Consider the following 16,106-nt stretch of genomic DNA (forward strand, 5'->3'; position numbering starts at 1 on the left):
CCGCATCGAACATCGGCCTGCCATTGGCACTTGCGCTGTCAACCGCCGCAGCGCCTCAGGTGCGGCGGATCGTGGCCAGTTCACCCAGCCGCTGCCAGGGCAGTCCGAGGGTCAGTGCTTCGAATTGCTGTGCGCTCAGCTGCAAGGCCGGTGCCGGCGAGCCCGCCTCGGCGGCGTGCCAAACGAAGCGGCCGGCATGCAGGCGACGCGTGGCGCACCACACGCCGAAGCCGTCATGCACGAGCAGCTTCAGGCGGCTGGCCCGTGCATTGGCAAACAGGTAGCCGTGGTGGGCGCGTGCCTCGCCGAGTGTGTTGACCACCACTGACAGCAACCGATCGGCACCGGCGCGCATGTCCTGCGGCCGACTGCACAGCCAAAGGGCGTCGATCCTGATCATGCGCCAGTCAGTCCTTCAGGGTCACGGCAACCAACTCGCGCAGCCACGCGGCGCACGCTGCGGCCTGTGTCGACGGCCAACGCACGCTCAGCCGCGTCGCGCCGCGGTTGAGCTCGATGTGGATGTCCGGGGAATTGACCGACTCAATCTCGGCGTGCCCAGCGCCGGCCGACACTGCAGGAGCCACTTCGACGGGAATGAACTGCAGCGACGCAGCCGTCGCCACGGCGGCGACCGGCTGCTTGCCGGCTATTGTTCGGGGCGCAGCCATCCCGGTGCGCTTGATGCCGCGCCCCACCAGCCACTTACGCAGAAGGTTGACGTTGAGGCCGTGTGCCAGCGCGATGGCCGCCACCGAGGCGCCAGGCTGCTGGCACTCGGCAAGAACCTGCGCCTTGAACTCGGCGCTGTGCACGCGCCTCTGGGATCTGGGTTGCATAGGTGCCCACCTATTGGAATTGGTGGGCACCATCGTCATGGGCGTATCCCCACAGTTCAAGATGGGGCGGCCAGACGCTCACCCTGAGCACGCGCATCGAGCCCTGGGAGTACGACCGCGAGATGTACAAGCGCCGCAATGAAGTCGAGCGCCTGTTCCGCCGCCTCAAGGGCTATCGCCGAATCTTCTCCCGCTTCGAGAAGCTCGACATCATGTTCACCGCCTTCATCAGCTTCGCTCTGATCGCTGACGGATTGCGTTTGTGTTAACAGGCCCTAGACGTTGCGCATCCAGTCAGCCGTGCCGGCGAAGGACTCGGCCAAGCGGGCCTGCAGGGCCGGGTCCACCCCGGTCTCCTGCATGGCCTGTGCCATGCAGGCGAGCCATTCGTCGCGCTCAGCGATGCCGATGCGAAAGGGCAAATGCCGCGCCCGCAGCCGCGGGTGGCCGAAACGGCGAATGTAGTGATCCGGCCCGCCCAGCCAGCCGCACAGAAACCAAAACAGTTTGTCGCGCGCCGACTCCAGCGAGTTGCCATGAGCCGCCCGCAGTCGGGCGTAGCCCGGCTCCAGGTCCATCAGATCGTAGAAGCGGTCGACGAGTTCGCGCACGCCGACCTCGCCGCCCATCCACTCGAAGGCCGTTGCAGGAGTTGGTTCAGCCAAGGAGCTTGGAGGCAAGTGCCTTGATGGCCTGGGCGGCATCGCAGCCCGGGTAGTGTTCCAGCATCAGTTGGCGCTTGAGCACGGCTTGTCGCACAGCCAGGTCAGCCTTGACCTCGCCGAACAGCTCCAGCCGAAAGCTCTGCCCCGGCGTCGGGCCGACGAAGCGCTGCAGAACCTGCTGCAGTTGCCCGCAAATCAGCCTGCCCTCCCCAACGCGGTTGGCCTGGTTGACGACCAGGCCGATATGGCGGCGCTCCTGTTGCGTGGCCAGCACCTTGATGGTGGCGTATGCATCGGTCAGCGACGTGGGCTCGGGGGTGGCGACGACGAGGACATCCTCGGCCATCGAGATGGCGAACAACACGACGTCGGAGATGCCAGCGCCGGTATCGAGCAGCACCCAGTCGAAGCGCGGCTTGACGAGGTCGATGATGTGCAGCAGCTTGTCCCGCACATCTGGTGTCAGGCGCGAATACTCCACCATGCCTGAACCAGCAAGCAGCACCGAGAAGCCGCCAGGCGCGGGAAGGATGGCCTGCTCCAGCGTAGCCTTCTCGGTGAAGACGTCGTGCAGTGTCAGCTTGGGGTGCAGGTTCAGCACCACGTCGAGGTTGGCGAGGCCGAGATCGGCATCCAGCACCAGCACCTTTTGGCCACGCGCGGCCAGGGCCGCAGCCAGATTGGCGGTGACGAAGGTCTTGCCGACGCCGCCCTTGCCGCTTGTGACGGCCAGGGTGCGGGCGCCAGAGCGCGGCGGACGGGGGGCAGCAGGATCGTTTGTCATGCTCATGGCAGGTCCTGTTGCGTGTCGAGGTTCAGGGAGGCGAACAACATGCCCCTTTCTTCGGCGCTGACCAGGGAGTCGACCTGGGGTTCGAGGCAGGCGCGGTTGCGGCCCTCGGCCTTGGCGCGGTACAGCTGGCGGTCGGCGCGCTCCATCCAAAGCAGCGGCGATGAACGCACCCACTGCGGTGCAAAAGCGCCGCCGAGGCTGATGGTGACGCCCAGCAAGCGCCCCGGACCAACTTCGATGTCGAGTTCCGAGACTCGCTCGCGCACGCGCTCTGCGACAGCCAGTCCTACATGCGGGGCGCAGTTGGGCAGGATGATTGCGAACTCCTCGCCGCCCACCCGGGCGACGAGATCCATGGGCCTGACGGCCTGCTCGATGGCACGAGCCACGGCACAAATGACCTGGTCGCCGGCGCCATGGCCATGGGTATCGTTGACAGCCTTGAAGTGATCGATGTCCAGCATCAGCAGCAGGGCTGCTTCGTCCGACCGGGCCACGCGATCGACCTCGCGAGCCAGGGCCATCTCGAAGCTGCGGCGGTTGGCCAGCCCGGTCAGTGCATCCCTGCTGGAGAGGTCGCACAGCGCGTCCAGCACGGCCTGCAGCCAGGCAGTCGTCATCGGTGCCTCGTCCGGCAGCAACGCCCCGGCCTGCTGCAGCAGCTGCAGGGCCTGGTCCAGAACGAGCACCTGGGCGTCGATCAGGCGAGGGGCGGGCAAACGATGTTCCAAAGGTGGTGCGAACTGCTGGATTGTGGTTTCAGGGCAGTCTAGCAGCGCGCTTCCCATGTCCAGGTCGTGAAACAGGCACGTTCCCGTGAGCTGTTTGCACTATGCTGGGCTGCGTCAGGGCCGTACAACTGCCCCTGCGGTGGAAAATCGATGCGCCACCGCTAGAACCGCTGCGAGCACCCACCAATCTGTTTCCGACATGCCCGCACCCGACCTCGCCTCCGGCACCGATTCCCTTGATCACGAGTTCAGCTTCAGCAAGGCCGACTTCGACCGTGTGCGCGAGCTGATCTACAAGCATGCCGGCATAAGCCTGCATGACGGCAAGCACGCGATGGTCTACAGCCGTCTGTCGCGTCGCTTGCGCGAAACCGGCCACAAAAGCTTCGCGAGCTATCTCCAATGGCTGGAAGCATCCACCGGCGCAGCCGGGACGGCCGAATGGCAGGAGTTCGTCAACTGCCTGACGACCAACCTGACCTCGTTCTTCCGCGAAGATCACCATTTCCATGCGCTCAAGGACGATCTCAAGCCCTTCGTGGGCAAGCCCGTTCGCATCTGGTGCTGTGCCGCCTCGACCGGTGAAGAGCCGTACTCCATCCTGATGACCTGCGGCGAGGCCCTGGGGCCTAGCGCCTCGGTGCAACTCGTCGCCAGCGACATCGACACCCAGGTGCTGGCCACGGCCAAGCGCGCTGTCTACAACGCAGATGCTCGCGGCCTGGATGCCACGCGGCTTAAGAACTTCTTCATGCGCGGCACCGGTGCCAATGCCGGCAAGATCCGCGTCAAGCCCGAGCTGCAGCGCTGGGTGGAGTTCCGCCCGCTGAATCTGATGGACACGCAGTGGCAGCTCGGCGATCCCTTCCACATGGTGTTCTGCCGCAACGTGATGATCTATTTCGATGCGGCTACCCAACGCAAGGTGCTTGAGCGCATCCACCGCGTCATGCGCCCCGGCGGGCTGCTCTTCGTGGGGCATTCCGAGAACTTCACCGAATCGCGCGACCTGTTCAAGCTGCGCGGCAAAACCATCTACGAGAGGGTCTGACCATGAGCACGCCTCTCGCCACTGCCAGCACGATCGGCAACCCCGCCGCGCTGGCCAGGGTCAACCAGCTCAAGGCCCAGCCGCGCAAGCAGGGCGAAGCCTCGTTTTTCTTCTACGACGCCCACTTCAAGAACGCCGCCGTCAAGATTCTGCCGGGCGAGTACTTCGTCGACACCGAGGACCTGCTCGTGATGACGACGCTGGGCTCCTGCATCGCCGCCTGCCTATGGGACCGCGTCGCCCGGGTCGGCGGCATGAATCACTTCATGCTGCCCGAAGGCAATGGCGACTCGGGACGCTATGGCTCCTACGCAATGGAATTGCTAATCAACGAGATGATGAAGCGCGGCGCCAGCAAGGCGCGCATGGAAGCCAAGATCTTCGGCGGCGGCGCCGTCATCTCTGGCATGAACTCGCTCAACGTCGGCGAGCGCAACACCAACTTCGTCATCGACTACCTGAAGCTTGAGCGCATCCCCATCGTGTCCAAGGACGTCCTTGACGTCTATCCGCGCAAGGTCTGCTTCCTGCCCGCCAGCGGCAAGGCCATGATCAAACGCCTGGCATCGACGAATACTGACGCGCTGGTCCAGCAGGACCGCGCAGCCATCCAGAAGGTGCAGCCGGTCGCGAGCAGCGGCGGCTCCATCGACTTGTTCTGAGGAGACACCCATGCCCAAGACCAGGGTCGTGGTGGTGGACGATTCGGCGCTCGTGCGCTCTATCCTGACCGAGATCATCAACCGCCAGCCCGACATGGAGTGCATAGGCGCGGCGTCAGACCCGCTGGTCGCACGCGAGATGATCCGCAACCTGAACCCCGACGTCATTACGCTGGACGTCGAGATGCCGCGCATGGACGGTCTGGACTTCCTGTCGCGCCTGATGCGGCTGCGGCCCATGCCCGTCGTGATGGTGTCCACGCTGACCGAGCGCGGTGCCGAGGTCACGCTGAAGGCGCTGGAGTTGGGCGCCATCGACTTCGTCGCCAAGCCCAAGATCGGCGTGGCCGACGGCATCCGTCTGCTGGCTCAGGACATCACCGACAAGATCCGGATCGCCTCCAAGGCGCATATCCGTCGCCATGTGGCGCCGGCGCCGGGAACGGCTGCGCCGGCACCGGCCAAGCCTGTGACCATGGCCAGCCTGGGCCGGGCATCCACGGAGAAGATCATCTTCATCGGCGCTTCCACCGGTGGCACCGAAGCGACCAAGGACGTGCTGCTCAACCTGCCGGCCGACAGCCCCGCGGTCGTCATCACGCAGCACATGCCACCCGGCTTCACGAAGAGCTACGCGGCGCGGCTGGACGGCCTGTGCAAGATCCGCGTGAAGGAAGCACAGGACGGCGAGCGCATCCTGCCCGGACACGGCTACATCGCACCGGGCGGCATGCACCTGACCGTGGAGCGCAGCGGTGCGAACTACATCGCCCGCGTGCAAGACGGCGAGCCCATCAACCGCCACAAGCCCTCAGTGGAGGCCTTGTTCCTGTCCGCCGCCAAGGTCGTCGGCCCCAATGCCATCGGCATCATGCTGACCGGCATGGGCGCCGACGGAGCCCGCGCCATGAAGGTCATGAAGGACGCCGGCTCCTACAACTACTGCCAGGACGAGGCCAGCTGCGTGGTCTTCGGCATGCCCCGCGAGGCTATCGCGGCCGGCGCGGCGGACGAGGTGCTGCCACTGAACCAGATTGCGGGCAAGGTGCTGGAGCGACTGCGCGCCACCTCCGGCATGTCTCTCAACCGCGTCTGACCGGCCTCAACGGCGGCTTGCGCTGGCCGCCGCATCTGCCTTGGCGAGCAAGGTTGCGCGGTTGCGTGCCGCTGCCAGGCGCTCCCCGGCAACGACCGGCGTGAACCCGTCCAGCGACTTGGGCGTCGCCGGCACCCAGGCCGTCTGCATCGGGCGTTCGGCCTTGCCGGTGATGACGACCCGGGCTGAATGGTCGGCTGCGGCGTCCTTCAGGTCGGCGTTCGAATCCGTGAAGGCTCGCGCGCTCACCGCGGCCAGCACCAGCGCGGTAACCAACGGAAACAGGGCAATCTTGTGAAGCGGCATATTCATGTGGACTCCTTGAATGCTGGTTATGCTATTCATCCAAAAGAGCGCCAAAAAGCGCTTTTTTCTGCACTGATTGGTTTGAATGGCTAACCAGATGGCTTCACTCGACCGATTTCCACTCCACTATCTCGTCGCATTCCGTGCCGCGGCCCACACGGAGAACTTGCGTGCGGCAGCCGAGAGCTTGCACCTGACGCACAGCGCGGTCAGCCAGCAGATCCGCGGCCTGGAGGCACAGCTCGGCTTCGAGCTCTTCACGCGCCAGGGCCGCCGGCTGTCGCTGAACCCCGCCGGCCAGGCCCTGCAGCGCGCTGTCAGCAAAGTCTTCGCCGAGCTGCAGGCCGGATTGCTGGCAGCCAGCCAGGCACACAACAACGCGGCACAGATGCTGCGCGTGACGTCCCTACCCTCCTTCGCCCAGCGTTGGTTGATGCCGAGGCTGTCACGATGGCAGGCGCTGCAGCCTTGCATCACGCTGGATCTGCACACGAGCCAGCAGGTGGTCGACCTGGAGCGGGATGGCTACCAGATCGGCCTGCGCGTGGGCCGCGGGCCATGGCATGGCCTCGTCAACGAACGCCTCTTCCACTCGCCGCTGATCGCCGTCGCCGCGCCGGCGCTGGCGCATCGCCTGATGGGCCAGCCGCTGTCCGCCCTCGCCTCGCAGCCATTGCTGGACGATGTGGACGTCTGGCGCGAGTGGTTCGCACTGGCCGGCCTCCCAGTAGCGCCGGTCGTCGTTGCCAGCTTCAACGACGCTGGCGTGCTGCTGCAAGCCGCAGAGCAGGGCATGGGCGTGGCGTTAGCGCGCGAATTGATGGCCGGTGATGCACTGCTGGATGGACGCCTTGTGCGCGTGGCTGCGCAGGAGCTGGATCTGGAGGCCGGCCGCGACTATCACGTCGTCTATCCCGAGGCGCTGCGCGACGACCCCGCGGTGCGCGCCTTTTGTGACTGGCTCCACGCCGAGATCGCAGCCCTTCAGCAAAGGCTCACAGAAACAGCTGCTGCAAGTCGCTGAGGAAGTCGAAGCCGCGCTCGGTGGGCTGGATGCGGGCCGGGTCGGCCATCAGTAGGCCACGGCCACGGGCGGTTTCAAGGCCGCTGGCAATGGCGGACAGCGGCAGACCGGTTCGCTCCAGGAACTGCGTGATGGTGACGCCCTCCTTGAGCCGCAGCGCGTTCAGCATGAACTCGAACGGCAGGTCCTTGCGCGCCACCTCCTGCTCGTTGCTGACCTTGTTCGCCTGCGCCATGAAGGCCGCTGGCTCACGCCAGCGCACCTGGCGCAGCACACGATTCGGAAAGCTGAGCTTGCTGTGCGCGCCGGCACCGATACCGAGGTAGTCGCCGAACTGCCAGTAGTTCAGGTTGTGCTGGCAACGGTGGCCCTCGCGGGCATAGGCAGACACCTCATAGCGCGACAGGCCCGTGGTGCCGGTCTTCTCGGTGATCAGGTCCAGCATGTCGCTGGCAAGGTCGGGGTCGGGCAGGCCCGCGGGTGTGCGCGTCGCGAACACCGTGTTGGGCTCGATGGTCAGGTGGTAGATCGACAGGTGTGGCGGACGGAAGGCAAGCGCCGCGTCGAGCTCGCGGGCCAGATCGTCCAGCGTCTGGCCCGGCAGCGCGTACATCAGGTCGAGGTTGAAGGTCTCGAACGACTCGGCCGCCTCTGCCAGCGCTTCTCGAGCTTGCGTCGAGCTGTGCACGCGGCCCAGTGTCTTCAGCTGCGCGTCATCGAAGCTCTGCACACCCACCGACAGCCGCGTGACGCCGGCCTGGCGAAAGCCCTTGAAGCGCTCGCGCTCGAAGGTGCCGGGGTTCGCTTCCAGCGTGATCTCGCAGCCTGGCTCCAGCGGCAGGCGGGCGCGGACATCGGAGATCAGTTGCGCGATCTGCTCTGGGTTGAACAGGCTAGGCGTGCCACCGCCAATGAAGATGCTGACGACCGGTCGCCCCCAGACCAGCGGCAGCGCGGCCTCAAGATCGGCCCGCAGTGCGGCGAGATAGGCCTCGGCCGTGTCGGTCGCCAGCGCGCCACCCTTGACCTCGTGCGAGTTGAAGTCGCAGTAGGGGCACTTGCGCAGGCACCAGGGAAGATGCACGTAGAGGGCAAGCGGCGGCAGCGCGGGCAGTTGCAACGTGCCCGGGCGCATCAGATGGACGAGATCGGCCATGGCGTCAGCCGAGGTGCCAGACCTCGCGGAACTGGGCGATCAGTTGCGCGGCCGCCAGCGCGCGGTGGCTGTGGCGGTTCTTGACCTCAGCGCCCAGGCTGGCGACGGTCCGGCCCAGGGACGGGATGTGCATCAGCGGGTCGTAGCCAAAGCCGCCCTCGCCGTTGGGCGCCGTCAGGATCTCGCCACCCCAGCGCCCCATCGCGATCAGCGGCTCTGGGTCGTCGGCGCTGCGCACGGCCACCAGCGCGCAGACGAAGCGCGCACGGCGATCGGCCAGGCCGGCCATCTCGCGCAGGAGGCGAGCGTTGTTGGCCGCGTCGCTCTTCTCGCCACCGGCATCCAGCGCGTAGCGTGCCGAGCGCACGCCGGGCGCTCCGCCCAGCGCGTCCACGCTCAGGCCCGAGTCGTCGGCCAGCGCCGGCAAGCCGCTCAGCTTCGCGGCATGGCGGGCCTTGGCCAGCGCGTTCTCGGCGAAGGTCAGATAGGGCTCCTCGGCCTCCGGAATGCCAAGGCTGCCCTGGGTCAGCAACTCTATGCCCATCGGCACGAACAAGGCCTGCAGCTCGACGAGCTTCTTCGCGTTGTTGGAGGCGAGGACCAGCTTCATATCCGTACCTCGCCCAGCGGGTGCGTCGGGCCATCCCCGACGGAGCTGGCCGCTTGCTCGGCGCGGCCCGGCGCTGAGTGGCCCGTCATGCTGACTTCTGCAGGGCAATCAGCTCGCGGATGCCCTTGTCGGCCAGGTCCAGCAGCGCGTTCATCTCCTCGCGCGTGAAGACCACACCCTCGGCCGTACCCTGCAGCTCGACGAAACCGCCGTTGCCGGTCATGACGACGTTCATGTCGGTATCGCAGGCGGAGTCCTCGATGTACTCGAGGTCCAGCAGCGCCGTGCCATCGACGATGCCGACCGAGATGGCCGCAACCGAGTCCTTGATCGGCGACTTCGCGATCCGGCCGTCGGCCAGCAGCCGGTTGACCGCATCGGTCGCGGCCACGAACGCGCCGGTGATGGCCGCCGTGCGCGTACCGCCATCGGCCTGCAGCACATCGCAGTCCAGCGTGATTGTGCGTTCGCCCAAGGCGGCCAGATCGAAGACAGCGCGCAGCGAGCGCCCGATGAGGCGCTGGATCTCCTGCGTGCGCCCGCTCTGCTTGCCCTTGGCCGCCTCACGGTCGCTGCGAGTATGGGTGGCGCGCGGCAGCATGCCGTACTCGGCCGTCACCCAGCCCTCGCCCGAGCCGCGCTTGTGCGGCGGCACGCGCTCCTCGACGGAGGCCGTGCACAGCACACGCGTCGCACCGAACTCGATCAGGACCGAACCCTCGGCATGCACGGTGAAACCGCGGGTGATGCGCACCGGGCGCAATTGATTGGCGGCGCGGCCTGCGCTGCGCATGAAGGTCTGTGTCATGGAGAAATGAAAGTTAGCGGCGATTGGCGGCGGCGCGCACCCGGATGGCTTCGTTGATCTCGCGCACCGAGCGCTCGATTTCCTCCTCATCCATGGCGGCGACGAGGTCGGCGTCCAGCGCGCCTTGTATGGTGGATGCGAAGCCAGAATTGCCCAGACTCTGCGTCGTGTCGCCACTGGGCTCCCCTTCGCCTTCCCACTCGACGGCAAGGACGGTGACGTTGTCGCTGCGTGCGCCACCGCGACGCAGGGCCTGCTCGACCAGTTCGGGCACGGCCTCGGAGATGGGCTGGTCGGCCAGATGCTGGACGATCTCGTCGTCGTCCACGCTTCCCCACAAGCCGTCGGAGCACAACAGCAGGCGATCCGCAGGTTCCAGCACCAACGGTCCCTGCCCGTCCACCATAGGCCGACCGGGGCTGCCCAGGCAGGTAAAGAGGACGTTGCGGTTGAAAGGTTCGCCGCCGCGCGAGACGCGCCCCAGTGCTTCCTGCAGCTCGGAGTACGAGTGGTCACGCGTGCGGGCAATCAGCTTGGACGAGCGTACGAGATACAGGCGCGAGTCGCCGCAGTGCGCCCACCAGGCCTGGTTGCCCTGCAGGATGCAGGCCACGACCGTCGTGCGCGGAGTGTCGGAGAGCCCCTTGCTGGCGGCGTAGCGCAGCAACTGCTGGTGGGCCACGATGATGGCTTCCTGCAGGAAACGCTGGGGATCCGTGATGACGGGCCGCGCTTCCTGCTGGAACAGTGCCGCCAACGTCTGCAGCGCAATCTGGGCCGCGACCTCGCCTTCGGGATGACCGCCCATGCCGTCGGCCAGCGCAAACAGGCCCGCCTCCCGCGTAAAGCAGTAGCCCATGCGGTCTTCATTGGTCTCGCGGCCTCCGCGGCGGCTGACCTGGAAGACGTTGAACCTCAAGCCTTCGCTCCGGACTTGAGGTTCTCGAGCTGCAGCTTGAGGCGCTCGCTGAAGGACAGCTTGGTGTAGCGACGCTCGGTCTCGCGGGCCAGTTCCTTCTGGAGAGCAAACACGCTCTGCGGACGCGACAGCGGGTCCAGCGACATGCACCACTCGGTCACTTCGAGCAGGTTGTCGGAGTAGACATTTCGCAGCCGCGACAGGCTCAGGGACAGGCGGTCCTTCTCCAGCCGCTGCGGTGCGTCATTGGGCGGATAGCCCTGCATGCAAGCGTAGATACAGGCGCCGATGGCATAGATGTCGGTCCACGGGCCGAGCGAGCCATCGCGGCGGTACATCTCCGGCGCGGCGAAGCCCGGCGTGTACATCGGGCGGATGAAGTTGCCTTCCTTGCTCAGCACCTCGCGCGCGGCGCCGAAGTCCAGCAGCACGGCCTTGTTGTCGTTGGTGATGAAAACATTGGCCGGCTTGATGTCCAGGTGCAGCATCTTGTGCTGGTGCACGATGCGCAGGCCGCGCAGGATCTCGTCGAACAGGCTGCGGATGGTGGACTCGCGGAACACCTTGTCGCGCTTCATGTCACGCGCGGTCACGATGAAGTCCTGCAGCGTGTCGCCCTGCAGGTAGTTCATAACCATGTAGACGGTTTCGTTCTCGCGCAGGAAATTCAGCACCGACACGACGCTGGGGTGCGAGATTTGCGCGAGCGAGCGTCCCTCCTCGAAGAAGCTCTTCAGCCCCAACCGATACAGCGGCTGCTTTTCGGGCTTGACGCGAGGGGTTAGCTCGCCCGGCGAGCGCTCGGCCAGCGACGAGGGCAGATACTCCTTGAGCGCGACCAGATGGTGGTCGGGGTCCTCGGCGAGGTAGACCACGCCGAATCCGCCCGCCGCCAGTCGCTTGATGATCTGGTAGCCCCCAACCACCGTGCCTGCGGGCAAGGGCGCCGGCTTCGGCTTGGACATAATCGCGCTTGAGTCTCTTAGTTAACGTCTGTTCTGCGAGTGCGAAATGCCAGTCTACAGCATGACCGGGTACGCCAATTCCCTGGCCCAACCCCCTAAAGCCGAGGACGGCAACACTTCCATACAAGCCTCCGTCAGCGTCGAACTGCGGTCGGTGAACGGCCGTTTCCTTGACCTATCCATGCGCATGCCCGAGGAGCTGCGGGGGTTGGAGCCCCAACTGCGCGAACTCATCGCGGCCCGTTTCAAGCGGGGCAAGATCGAGCTGCGCATCAATACCCAGCGCGAGGCCGAAGGTGGCTGGCCCCAGCCTCAGCCGGAGCAGCTCAACCGCCTGGCCAACCTCGAGGCCAAGGTTCGTGCCTGGATGCCTCAGGCCGCGCCGCTGTCCGTCCATGAAGCGCTGAACTGGTGCAAGAGCGGCTCGGCCGTGCCAGCACAGCTCGACGTAGCCACCCTGGAGGCGGCCCAGGCCTGCGTGCAGGGCCTGGCCGAAGCCCGCGAGCGTGAGGGCGAGAAGCTGGTCACCATCCTGGCCGAGCGCATCAAGCGCCTGCGGCAACTGGCCGACGAGGCAGAGCCACTGCTGCCGGCCGTCGTCGCCCGCCAGCAGCAGCGCTTTCTGGAGCGCTGGCAGGAAGCCCTGGCCTCCACAGGCGCCACCAGCAGCGTGCCCCAGGAGGCATTGCAGGAGCGCGCGCTGAACGAGGCCGCAGCGTTCGCCATTCGCATCGACGTGGCCGAGGAGCTGGCACGGCTGCGGGCCCATCTCGACGAGCTGACGCGACTGCTGAAGAAGGGCGGCGAGCTCGGCAAGCGGCTGGATTTCCTGATCCAGGAGCTGCATCGCGAAGCCAACACGCTGGGCTCCAAATCCGCCGCACTGGAGCTGACGAACATCTCGGTCGAGATGAAGGTCGCCATCGAGCAGATGCGCGAACAGGTGCAAAACATTGAATGAACGTCTCACCGCGTCTCAAACCGTCCCGTAGTTCGATGTTCGGCGCCAACCTCCGACGGTAGTCAATTTCACGGCGTCCCAGCCCGTCTCACTGAAGCGCACGCGGTCAGTGGGGTGAACTGTCGGTAGCATGCCCCGGCGCAGAGCCCCTCACGCGGCGCTCGGTAGGCATGCCACCGCACGGCGCCCGATTCGCCGCCGATTTTCAGTAGCGCTTCGCAAGCCGGCATGGCAACCGGCTCCCTGAAGCACAACCATCTCTTGGGGTAGTTCACCGGCAGAGTTGCTCGGTTCAGATTCCCGTAGCCCGCGCGGAGGGTCGCCCCATCGATCCCCCAACGGAGGTTCCATGGGAATAACACCAAAGCCAGTTTCTGATCTCTTGCTCAAGTCCTGGCTGAGCGCCGGGCCCGTCGACCGATCCGTCGGTGACGGCCTGATGTTCGTGGCCTCCGAGGCGAGCGCCCGTGTCGGCAAAGCGTCATGGATCCTGCGGTACCGCTTCGGCAGTCGCCAGAAGGAGAAGGTGCTCGGCCGCCACCCCGAGATCACGCTACGGACTGCCCGCGAGTTGGCGCTGCGCTACCGTGCGCAGATCCAACAGGGCGTGGACGTCGCAGTACAGAAGCGCCTGGAGAAGCTTCGCATCAGCGACGCCCACAACGTCGAGAGCCTCGCCCGCGCCTGGTACGAACGTGACATCGCGCCGAAGTACAAACGCCCGGAGGTCGTCGAGCACACGATTCGGCGCCACATCAAGCCGGTGATCGGCAAGTTGCCGGTCGAGGTCGTCCGACCCGTGCACATCGACGAGGTGCTGACCCGCATCGTCGCGGGCGGTGCGCCAACCGTCGCCAACGACGTGCGGCGATACCTGCTGCGGATGACGGTCATCGCTGCAGATCTGACGCTCACCGCCGACATCTCGAAGCACCTGAGGAGAACCACTGCTTCGCTCGCCCTCGACACCGTTGCGCAGGCCCGAGCAGGTTGGGCGGTGCCCCGGCGAGTCCGCCTGTAGGTCAGGCGGCAGCACTCCTGTTTTCGATCCACAGCCGAATGTCTTCGGCTCGCCAAGCAGTGACACGGTATGTCAGCTTCACGGGCGCCGGAAAGGCCCCGACCGCAACTTGACGCCACAGCGTCGACTTCGAAATCGGAATGAAGGAGAGAACCTGTGCCTGCCTGACAAAGCCGGTCTGCGGCAAGGTGGGGACGGGTGTAGACAAGGAAACGCGGGCCGGAGCCTTGGGGAAAGAAGTAGTCATCGCGCCATTCTGCAGATCACCTGAGGGGCATCTCGTGCGCCGGCCGTGGCAGAGGCCGCAGGGCTTGCTCGTTACGACCTCAGCGGGACTCGCTGTCCCACGGCTTGATCGCAGCGAGGCAACACTTGGCGCTTGACGCGTGCGCGGCGTCAAGCTATAAATCATTAACGAATGAGTTAATGATTGAATCCAGATGTCCCTCGACAAGGTCTTCGAAGCCCTGGCTTCCGGCCCGCGACGACAGATCCTCGCCTACCTCTCCGAGGCTGAGCTCAGCACGTCGCAGCTGGCCGAGCGCTTTTCGATGAGCGCGCCGGCGATCTCTCGCCACCTCTCGGTGCTGGAGAACGCCGGCCTGGTGAGCAGCGAGCGACAAGGCCAGTTCGTGATGTACCGACTCAACCGCGACAACCTCGTCAACAACCTCACGGGCTTCGCGTTCGAGTTGTGCCCCGTCGGCCGGCCGCTGAAGCGCGAGTCCCGGGAAGTCGCGAAGAAGCGGCGCAAGCAGGCCTGATCCAGCTCGAGGAGAGAGACATGACCGAACTCCCCGCCAGCCTGAGCCACCACCGCGCCCAGGCCGACGATGTCGACAGCGTCGTACGCGGCGAGGTGCGCTACGCCCCGGTGAAGTCGCTGTGGCTCGCCGGCATGGCCGGCGCGGCGCTCGTGGGCGGTATCCTCACGTTCACTTGGGCTGCCTTCCTGGTCTTCCTTGCAACGACGGGCACGGTCCTGCTGCTCGGGCATTCGCTCGGCAGCCACCGCAAGCTCATCCACGACAGCTACCAGTGCCCGAAGTGGCTGGAGTACGCGCTGGTCTACTTTGGCGTGCAGGTGGGCCTCGCCGGACCCTTGGGCCTGCTGCGCCAGCATGAGTTGCGCGACTATGCGCAGCGGCTGCCCGATTGCCATGACTACCTTCGCCACGGCAGCTCGTTCTGGCGCGATGCCTGGTGGCAGCTCCACTGCGAGCTGCGCCTGCAGAACCCGCCACGACTGACGATCGAGCCGGGCATCGCCGCCGACCGGTTTTACCGATTCGTCGAGCGCACCTGGATGGTTCAGCAACTGCCTCCCGCCATGCTGCTCTACGCGCTGGGAGGCTGGGGCTTCGTGTTTTGGGGCACCTGCGCCCGCGTCACCGCCGGCGTGGTCGGCCACTGGCTGATCGGCTACTTCGCCCACAACCGCGGCGCCATGCACTACGAGGTGCACAACGCCGCGGTGCAGGGCCGCAACATCCGCTTCACGTCGCTGCTGACGATGGGCGAGTCGTGGCACAACAACCACCACGCCTTTCCTGGCTCGGCCCGCCTCGGGCTGTTTGCCGGCGAGTGGGATCCGGGTTGGTGGATGCTGATGGTGCTGCGCAAGCTCGGGCTGGTCTGGGCAATCCGACTGCCCGCGGCGCTTCCGGAGCGTGCAGAACTGCAGGCCTGCGATGAAGCCGGCTCCGTTGAACTTGAGCGTCGGCGCGACCGGGCACCGCGGTCGGGCGCGAGTATCGGCATGCGTCACGTCCTGCGTCTGTGTTGGAAAGGCACGATTCAAGGAGACCAGCCGGTCACGATGGAAGGTCCAGCGGCGACGCTGCCAGCCACCCTCGTTCGCCGCATCGTTGGCCCGCGCGTCGAGTTCCACGAGAACGCCGCAGCCGCGCGCTTGGTGCTGCACGTCGGCCAGCGCCAGGTTCGAGGCCTGCCCGCACTGTGCGTGTCGCTCAGCCTGCGCGCGCCTGCGCTACGCCGCCTCGCACTCTGTGTCGCGCCGCTGGCCGTCGCCTTCGAATCGACGCGCGAGGCCTTCGATGTCGCCTGACGCGTCGGCCACAGGCAGCGCCGGTCCGGAGCGTGAGATCCTGCTCGTCTACGACGAGGAGTGCCCCTTGTGCGATGCCTATTGCCGCATGGTCCGCGTTCGTGAATCGGTCGGAGCGCTGCGACTCGTCAATGCGCGCGGCGCGGGCGGCGTGATGGACGAGATCACGCGCCAGGGCATGGACATCGACCAAGGCATGGTGCTCAAGGTCGATGACGTTCTCTACTACGGCGCCGACGCCATCTGCGCGCTGTCGCTGATGAGCAGTGGCTCGGGCCTGTTCAACCGGACGAACCACTGGATCTTCCGCTCCAAGGCGCGAGCGCGGGTGCTCTACCCGCTGCTTCGTGAGGGCCGGAACCTGCTGCTGAAGCTCCTGCGCAAGGCGAAGATCAACAACCTCAGGCTGCAGGGCAATCAGCGGTTCTAGT

General features: G+C 66.0%; 21 protein-coding genes and 1 pseudogene. 10 read left to right on the forward strand and 12 right to left on the reverse strand.

What is annotated here, in order from left to right:
* Nucleotides 1-55: 55 nt before the first annotated feature.
* On the reverse strand, nucleotides 56-400 hold the full coding sequence (tnpB, locus tag QM732_RS14745; RefSeq protein WP_415656121.1) for an IS66 family insertion sequence element accessory protein TnpB: 345 nt from the start codon (nucleotides 398-400) through the stop codon (nucleotides 56-58).
* Nucleotides 401-407: 7 nt separating this feature from the next.
* The gene (gene tnpA / locus QM732_RS14750) at nucleotides 408-839 is read right to left on the reverse strand and encodes an IS66-like element accessory protein TnpA (RefSeq protein ID WP_415656120.1); all 432 of its coding nucleotides are present in this window, start codon (nucleotides 837-839) and stop codon (nucleotides 408-410) included.
* Between the two features lie 86 nt (nucleotides 840-925).
* Here tnpA and QM732_RS14755 point away from each other — a divergent pair.
* Nucleotides 926-1,108: pseudogene (locus QM732_RS14755) on the forward strand (IS5/IS1182 family transposase); the annotation flags it as partial.
* A 6-nt stretch (nucleotides 1,109-1,114) separates the two neighbouring features.
* Here the strand turns inward: QM732_RS14755 and QM732_RS14760 are convergent.
* From QM732_RS14760 to QM732_RS14770, 3 genes are read right to left on the reverse strand one after another with little or no spacing between them, the layout of a single operon-like run.
* A complete protein-coding gene (locus QM732_RS14760; protein WP_415656875.1) occupies nucleotides 1,115-1,543 on the reverse strand; it encodes a group II truncated hemoglobin in 429 nt (142 codons plus the stop codon).
* Nucleotides 1,497-2,294 carry a MinD/ParA family protein gene (locus QM732_RS14765; RefSeq protein WP_415656876.1) on the reverse strand — a complete coding sequence of 266 codons (798 nt, stop codon included), beginning with the start codon at nucleotides 2,292-2,294 and terminating at the stop codon, nucleotides 1,497-1,499. The genes QM732_RS14760 and QM732_RS14765 overlap by 47 nt, the downstream gene beginning before the upstream one ends.
* Nucleotides 2,291-3,016 (reverse strand): GGDEF domain-containing protein, encoded by a 726-nt coding sequence (locus QM732_RS14770; RefSeq protein ID WP_415656877.1) that lies wholly within the window; start codon nucleotides 3,014-3,016, stop codon nucleotides 2,291-2,293. Before QM732_RS14770 ends, QM732_RS14765 begins: the two co-directional genes overlap by 4 nt.
* Nucleotides 3,017-3,227: 211 nt before the next feature.
* Between QM732_RS14770 and QM732_RS14775 the strand changes: the two genes are divergently transcribed.
* The 3 genes from QM732_RS14775 to QM732_RS14785 are packed head-to-tail and all read left to right on the forward strand — an operon-like array spanning nucleotide 3,228 to nucleotide 5,837.
* Nucleotides 3,228-4,079, forward strand: a complete 852-nt coding sequence (locus QM732_RS14775; RefSeq protein ID WP_415656878.1) for a CheR family methyltransferase — start codon at nucleotides 3,228-3,230, stop codon at nucleotides 4,077-4,079.
* 2 nt (nucleotides 4,080-4,081) lie between these two features.
* Nucleotides 4,082-4,741, forward strand: a complete 660-nt coding sequence (gene cheD, locus QM732_RS14780) for a chemoreceptor glutamine deamidase CheD (RefSeq protein ID WP_415656879.1) — start codon at nucleotides 4,082-4,084, stop codon at nucleotides 4,739-4,741.
* A gap of 10 nt (nucleotides 4,742-4,751) precedes the next feature.
* Nucleotides 4,752-5,837, forward strand: coding sequence for a protein-glutamate methylesterase/protein-glutamine glutaminase (locus QM732_RS14785; protein ID WP_415656880.1), 1,086 nt, complete (start codon nucleotides 4,752-4,754; stop codon nucleotides 5,835-5,837).
* A gap of 6 nt (nucleotides 5,838-5,843) precedes the next feature.
* On the opposite strand, the gene QM732_RS14790 is transcribed toward QM732_RS14785, so the two are convergent.
* On the reverse strand, nucleotides 5,844-6,149 hold the full coding sequence (locus QM732_RS14790; RefSeq protein ID WP_415656881.1) for a hypothetical protein: 306 nt from the start codon (nucleotides 6,147-6,149) through the stop codon (nucleotides 5,844-5,846).
* A gap of 91 nt (nucleotides 6,150-6,240) precedes the next feature.
* On the opposite strand from QM732_RS14790, the gene QM732_RS14795 reads away from it, so the two are divergent.
* Complete coding sequence (locus QM732_RS14795) at nucleotides 6,241-7,167, forward strand: LysR substrate-binding domain-containing protein (protein WP_415656882.1); 927 nt, start codon at nucleotides 6,241-6,243, stop codon at nucleotides 7,165-7,167.
* Here QM732_RS14795 and hemW read toward each other — a convergent pair.
* The 5 genes from hemW to QM732_RS14820 all read right to left on the reverse strand — a co-directional run bounded on the left by hemW (nucleotide 7,139) and on the right by QM732_RS14820 (nucleotide 11,625).
* Complete coding sequence (hemW, locus tag QM732_RS14800; protein WP_415656883.1) at nucleotides 7,139-8,323, reverse strand: radical SAM family heme chaperone HemW; 1,185 nt, start codon at nucleotides 8,321-8,323, stop codon at nucleotides 7,139-7,141. The two genes, QM732_RS14795 and hemW, sit on opposite strands and share 29 nt — an antisense overlap.
* A gap of 4 nt (nucleotides 8,324-8,327) precedes the next feature.
* On the reverse strand, nucleotides 8,328-8,933 hold the full coding sequence (gene rdgB, locus QM732_RS14805; RefSeq protein ID WP_415656884.1) for an RdgB/HAM1 family non-canonical purine NTP pyrophosphatase: 606 nt from the start codon (nucleotides 8,931-8,933) through the stop codon (nucleotides 8,328-8,330).
* Between the two features lie 85 nt (nucleotides 8,934-9,018).
* A complete protein-coding gene (rph, locus tag QM732_RS14810) occupies nucleotides 9,019-9,741 on the reverse strand; it encodes a ribonuclease PH (RefSeq protein ID WP_415656885.1) in 723 nt (240 codons plus the stop codon).
* Between the two features lie 13 nt (nucleotides 9,742-9,754).
* On the reverse strand, nucleotides 9,755-10,660 hold the full coding sequence (locus QM732_RS14815) for a PP2C family protein-serine/threonine phosphatase (protein WP_415656886.1): 906 nt from the start codon (nucleotides 10,658-10,660) through the stop codon (nucleotides 9,755-9,757).
* Nucleotides 10,657-11,625 carry a serine/threonine protein kinase gene (locus QM732_RS14820; protein ID WP_293501955.1) on the reverse strand — a complete coding sequence of 323 codons (969 nt, stop codon included), beginning with the start codon at nucleotides 11,623-11,625 and terminating at the stop codon, nucleotides 10,657-10,659. The genes QM732_RS14815 and QM732_RS14820 overlap by 4 nt, the downstream gene beginning before the upstream one ends.
* Nucleotides 11,626-11,671: 46 nt before the next feature.
* Here QM732_RS14820 and QM732_RS14825 point away from each other — a divergent pair, with 46 nt between their 5' ends.
* Nucleotides 11,672-12,586 (forward strand): YicC/YloC family endoribonuclease, encoded by a 915-nt coding sequence (locus QM732_RS14825; RefSeq protein WP_415656887.1) that lies wholly within the window; start codon nucleotides 11,672-11,674, stop codon nucleotides 12,584-12,586.
* 382 nt (nucleotides 12,587-12,968) lie between these two features.
* A complete protein-coding gene (locus QM732_RS14830; protein ID WP_415656888.1) occupies nucleotides 12,969-13,607 on the forward strand; it encodes an integrase arm-type DNA-binding domain-containing protein in 639 nt (212 codons plus the stop codon).
* Nucleotide 13,608: 1 nt separating this feature from the next.
* On the opposite strand, the gene QM732_RS14835 is transcribed toward QM732_RS14830, so the two are convergent.
* Nucleotides 13,609-13,854, reverse strand: coding sequence for a helix-turn-helix transcriptional regulator (locus tag QM732_RS14835; protein ID WP_415656889.1), 246 nt, complete (start codon nucleotides 13,852-13,854; stop codon nucleotides 13,609-13,611).
* Nucleotides 13,855-14,047: 193 nt separating this feature from the next.
* Between QM732_RS14835 and QM732_RS14840 the strand changes: the two genes are divergently transcribed.
* From QM732_RS14840 to QM732_RS14850, 3 genes are read left to right on the forward strand one after another with little or no spacing between them, the layout of a single operon-like run.
* Nucleotides 14,048-14,371, forward strand: a complete 324-nt coding sequence (locus QM732_RS14840; protein WP_415656890.1) for a metalloregulator ArsR/SmtB family transcription factor — start codon at nucleotides 14,048-14,050, stop codon at nucleotides 14,369-14,371.
* A gap of 20 nt (nucleotides 14,372-14,391) precedes the next feature.
* Entirely contained in the window at nucleotides 14,392-15,675 is a 1,284-nt protein-coding gene (locus QM732_RS14845) for an acyl-CoA desaturase (RefSeq protein ID WP_415656891.1), read from the forward strand.
* Entirely contained in the window at nucleotides 15,665-16,105 is a 441-nt protein-coding gene (locus QM732_RS14850) for a DCC1-like thiol-disulfide oxidoreductase family protein (RefSeq protein ID WP_415656892.1), read from the forward strand. Before QM732_RS14845 ends, QM732_RS14850 begins: the two co-directional genes overlap by 11 nt.
* Nucleotide 16,106: the final 1 nt, after the last annotated feature.

Origin of the sequence: Roseateles sp., assembly GCF_047654805.1 — a bacterium.
Taxonomy (GTDB): Bacteria; Pseudomonadota; Gammaproteobacteria; order Burkholderiales; family Burkholderiaceae_C; genus Pelomonas.

What these genes read in the sequence shown, in the direction of transcription:
- QM732_RS14835 (WP_415656889.1), bottom strand. Translation starts at nt 13,854, where the DNA reads ATGACTACTTCTTTCCCCAAGGCTCCGGCCCGCGTTTCCTTGTCTACA.
- rph (WP_415656885.1), bottom strand. Translation starts at nt 9,741, where the DNA reads ATGACACAGACCTTCATGCGCAGCGCAGGCCGCGCCGCCAATCAATTG.
- hemW (WP_415656883.1), bottom strand. Translation starts at nt 8,323, where the DNA reads ATGGCCGATCTCGTCCATCTGATGCGCCCGGGCACGTTGCAACTGCCC.
- QM732_RS14785 (WP_415656880.1), top strand. Translation starts at nt 4,752, where the DNA reads ATGCCCAAGACCAGGGTCGTGGTGGTGGACGATTCGGCGCTCGTGCGC.
- QM732_RS14850 (WP_415656892.1), top strand. Translation starts at nt 15,665, where the DNA reads ATGTCGCCTGACGCGTCGGCCACAGGCAGCGCCGGTCCGGAGCGTGAG.
- QM732_RS14775 (WP_415656878.1), top strand. Translation starts at nt 3,228, where the DNA reads ATGCCCGCACCCGACCTCGCCTCCGGCACCGATTCCCTTGATCACGAG.
- tnpA (WP_415656120.1), bottom strand. Translation starts at nt 839, where the DNA reads ATGCAACCCAGATCCCAGAGGCGCGTGCACAGCGCCGAGTTCAAGGCG.
- QM732_RS14760 (WP_415656875.1), bottom strand. Translation starts at nt 1,543, where the DNA reads ATGCCGCCCAGGCCATCAAGGCACTTGCCTCCAAGCTCCTTGGCTGAA.
- QM732_RS14820 (WP_293501955.1), bottom strand. Translation starts at nt 11,625, where the DNA reads ATGTCCAAGCCGAAGCCGGCGCCCTTGCCCGCAGGCACGGTGGTTGGG.
- cheD (WP_415656879.1), top strand. Translation starts at nt 4,082, where the DNA reads ATGAGCACGCCTCTCGCCACTGCCAGCACGATCGGCAACCCCGCCGCG.
- QM732_RS14825 (WP_415656887.1), top strand. Translation starts at nt 11,672, where the DNA reads ATGCCAGTCTACAGCATGACCGGGTACGCCAATTCCCTGGCCCAACCC.
- QM732_RS14845 (WP_415656891.1), top strand. Translation starts at nt 14,392, where the DNA reads ATGACCGAACTCCCCGCCAGCCTGAGCCACCACCGCGCCCAGGCCGAC.
- QM732_RS14790 (WP_415656881.1), bottom strand. Translation starts at nt 6,149, where the DNA reads ATGAATATGCCGCTTCACAAGATTGCCCTGTTTCCGTTGGTTACCGCG.
- QM732_RS14840 (WP_415656890.1), top strand. Translation starts at nt 14,048, where the DNA reads ATGTCCCTCGACAAGGTCTTCGAAGCCCTGGCTTCCGGCCCGCGACGA.
- tnpB (WP_415656121.1), bottom strand. Translation starts at nt 400, where the DNA reads ATGATCAGGATCGACGCCCTTTGGCTGTGCAGTCGGCCGCAGGACATG.
- QM732_RS14795 (WP_415656882.1), top strand. Translation starts at nt 6,241, where the DNA reads ATGGCTTCACTCGACCGATTTCCACTCCACTATCTCGTCGCATTCCGT.
- rdgB (WP_415656884.1), bottom strand. Translation starts at nt 8,933, where the DNA reads ATGAAGCTGGTCCTCGCCTCCAACAACGCGAAGAAGCTCGTCGAGCTG.
- QM732_RS14765 (WP_415656876.1), bottom strand. Translation starts at nt 2,294, where the DNA reads ATGAGCATGACAAACGATCCTGCTGCCCCCCGTCCGCCGCGCTCTGGC.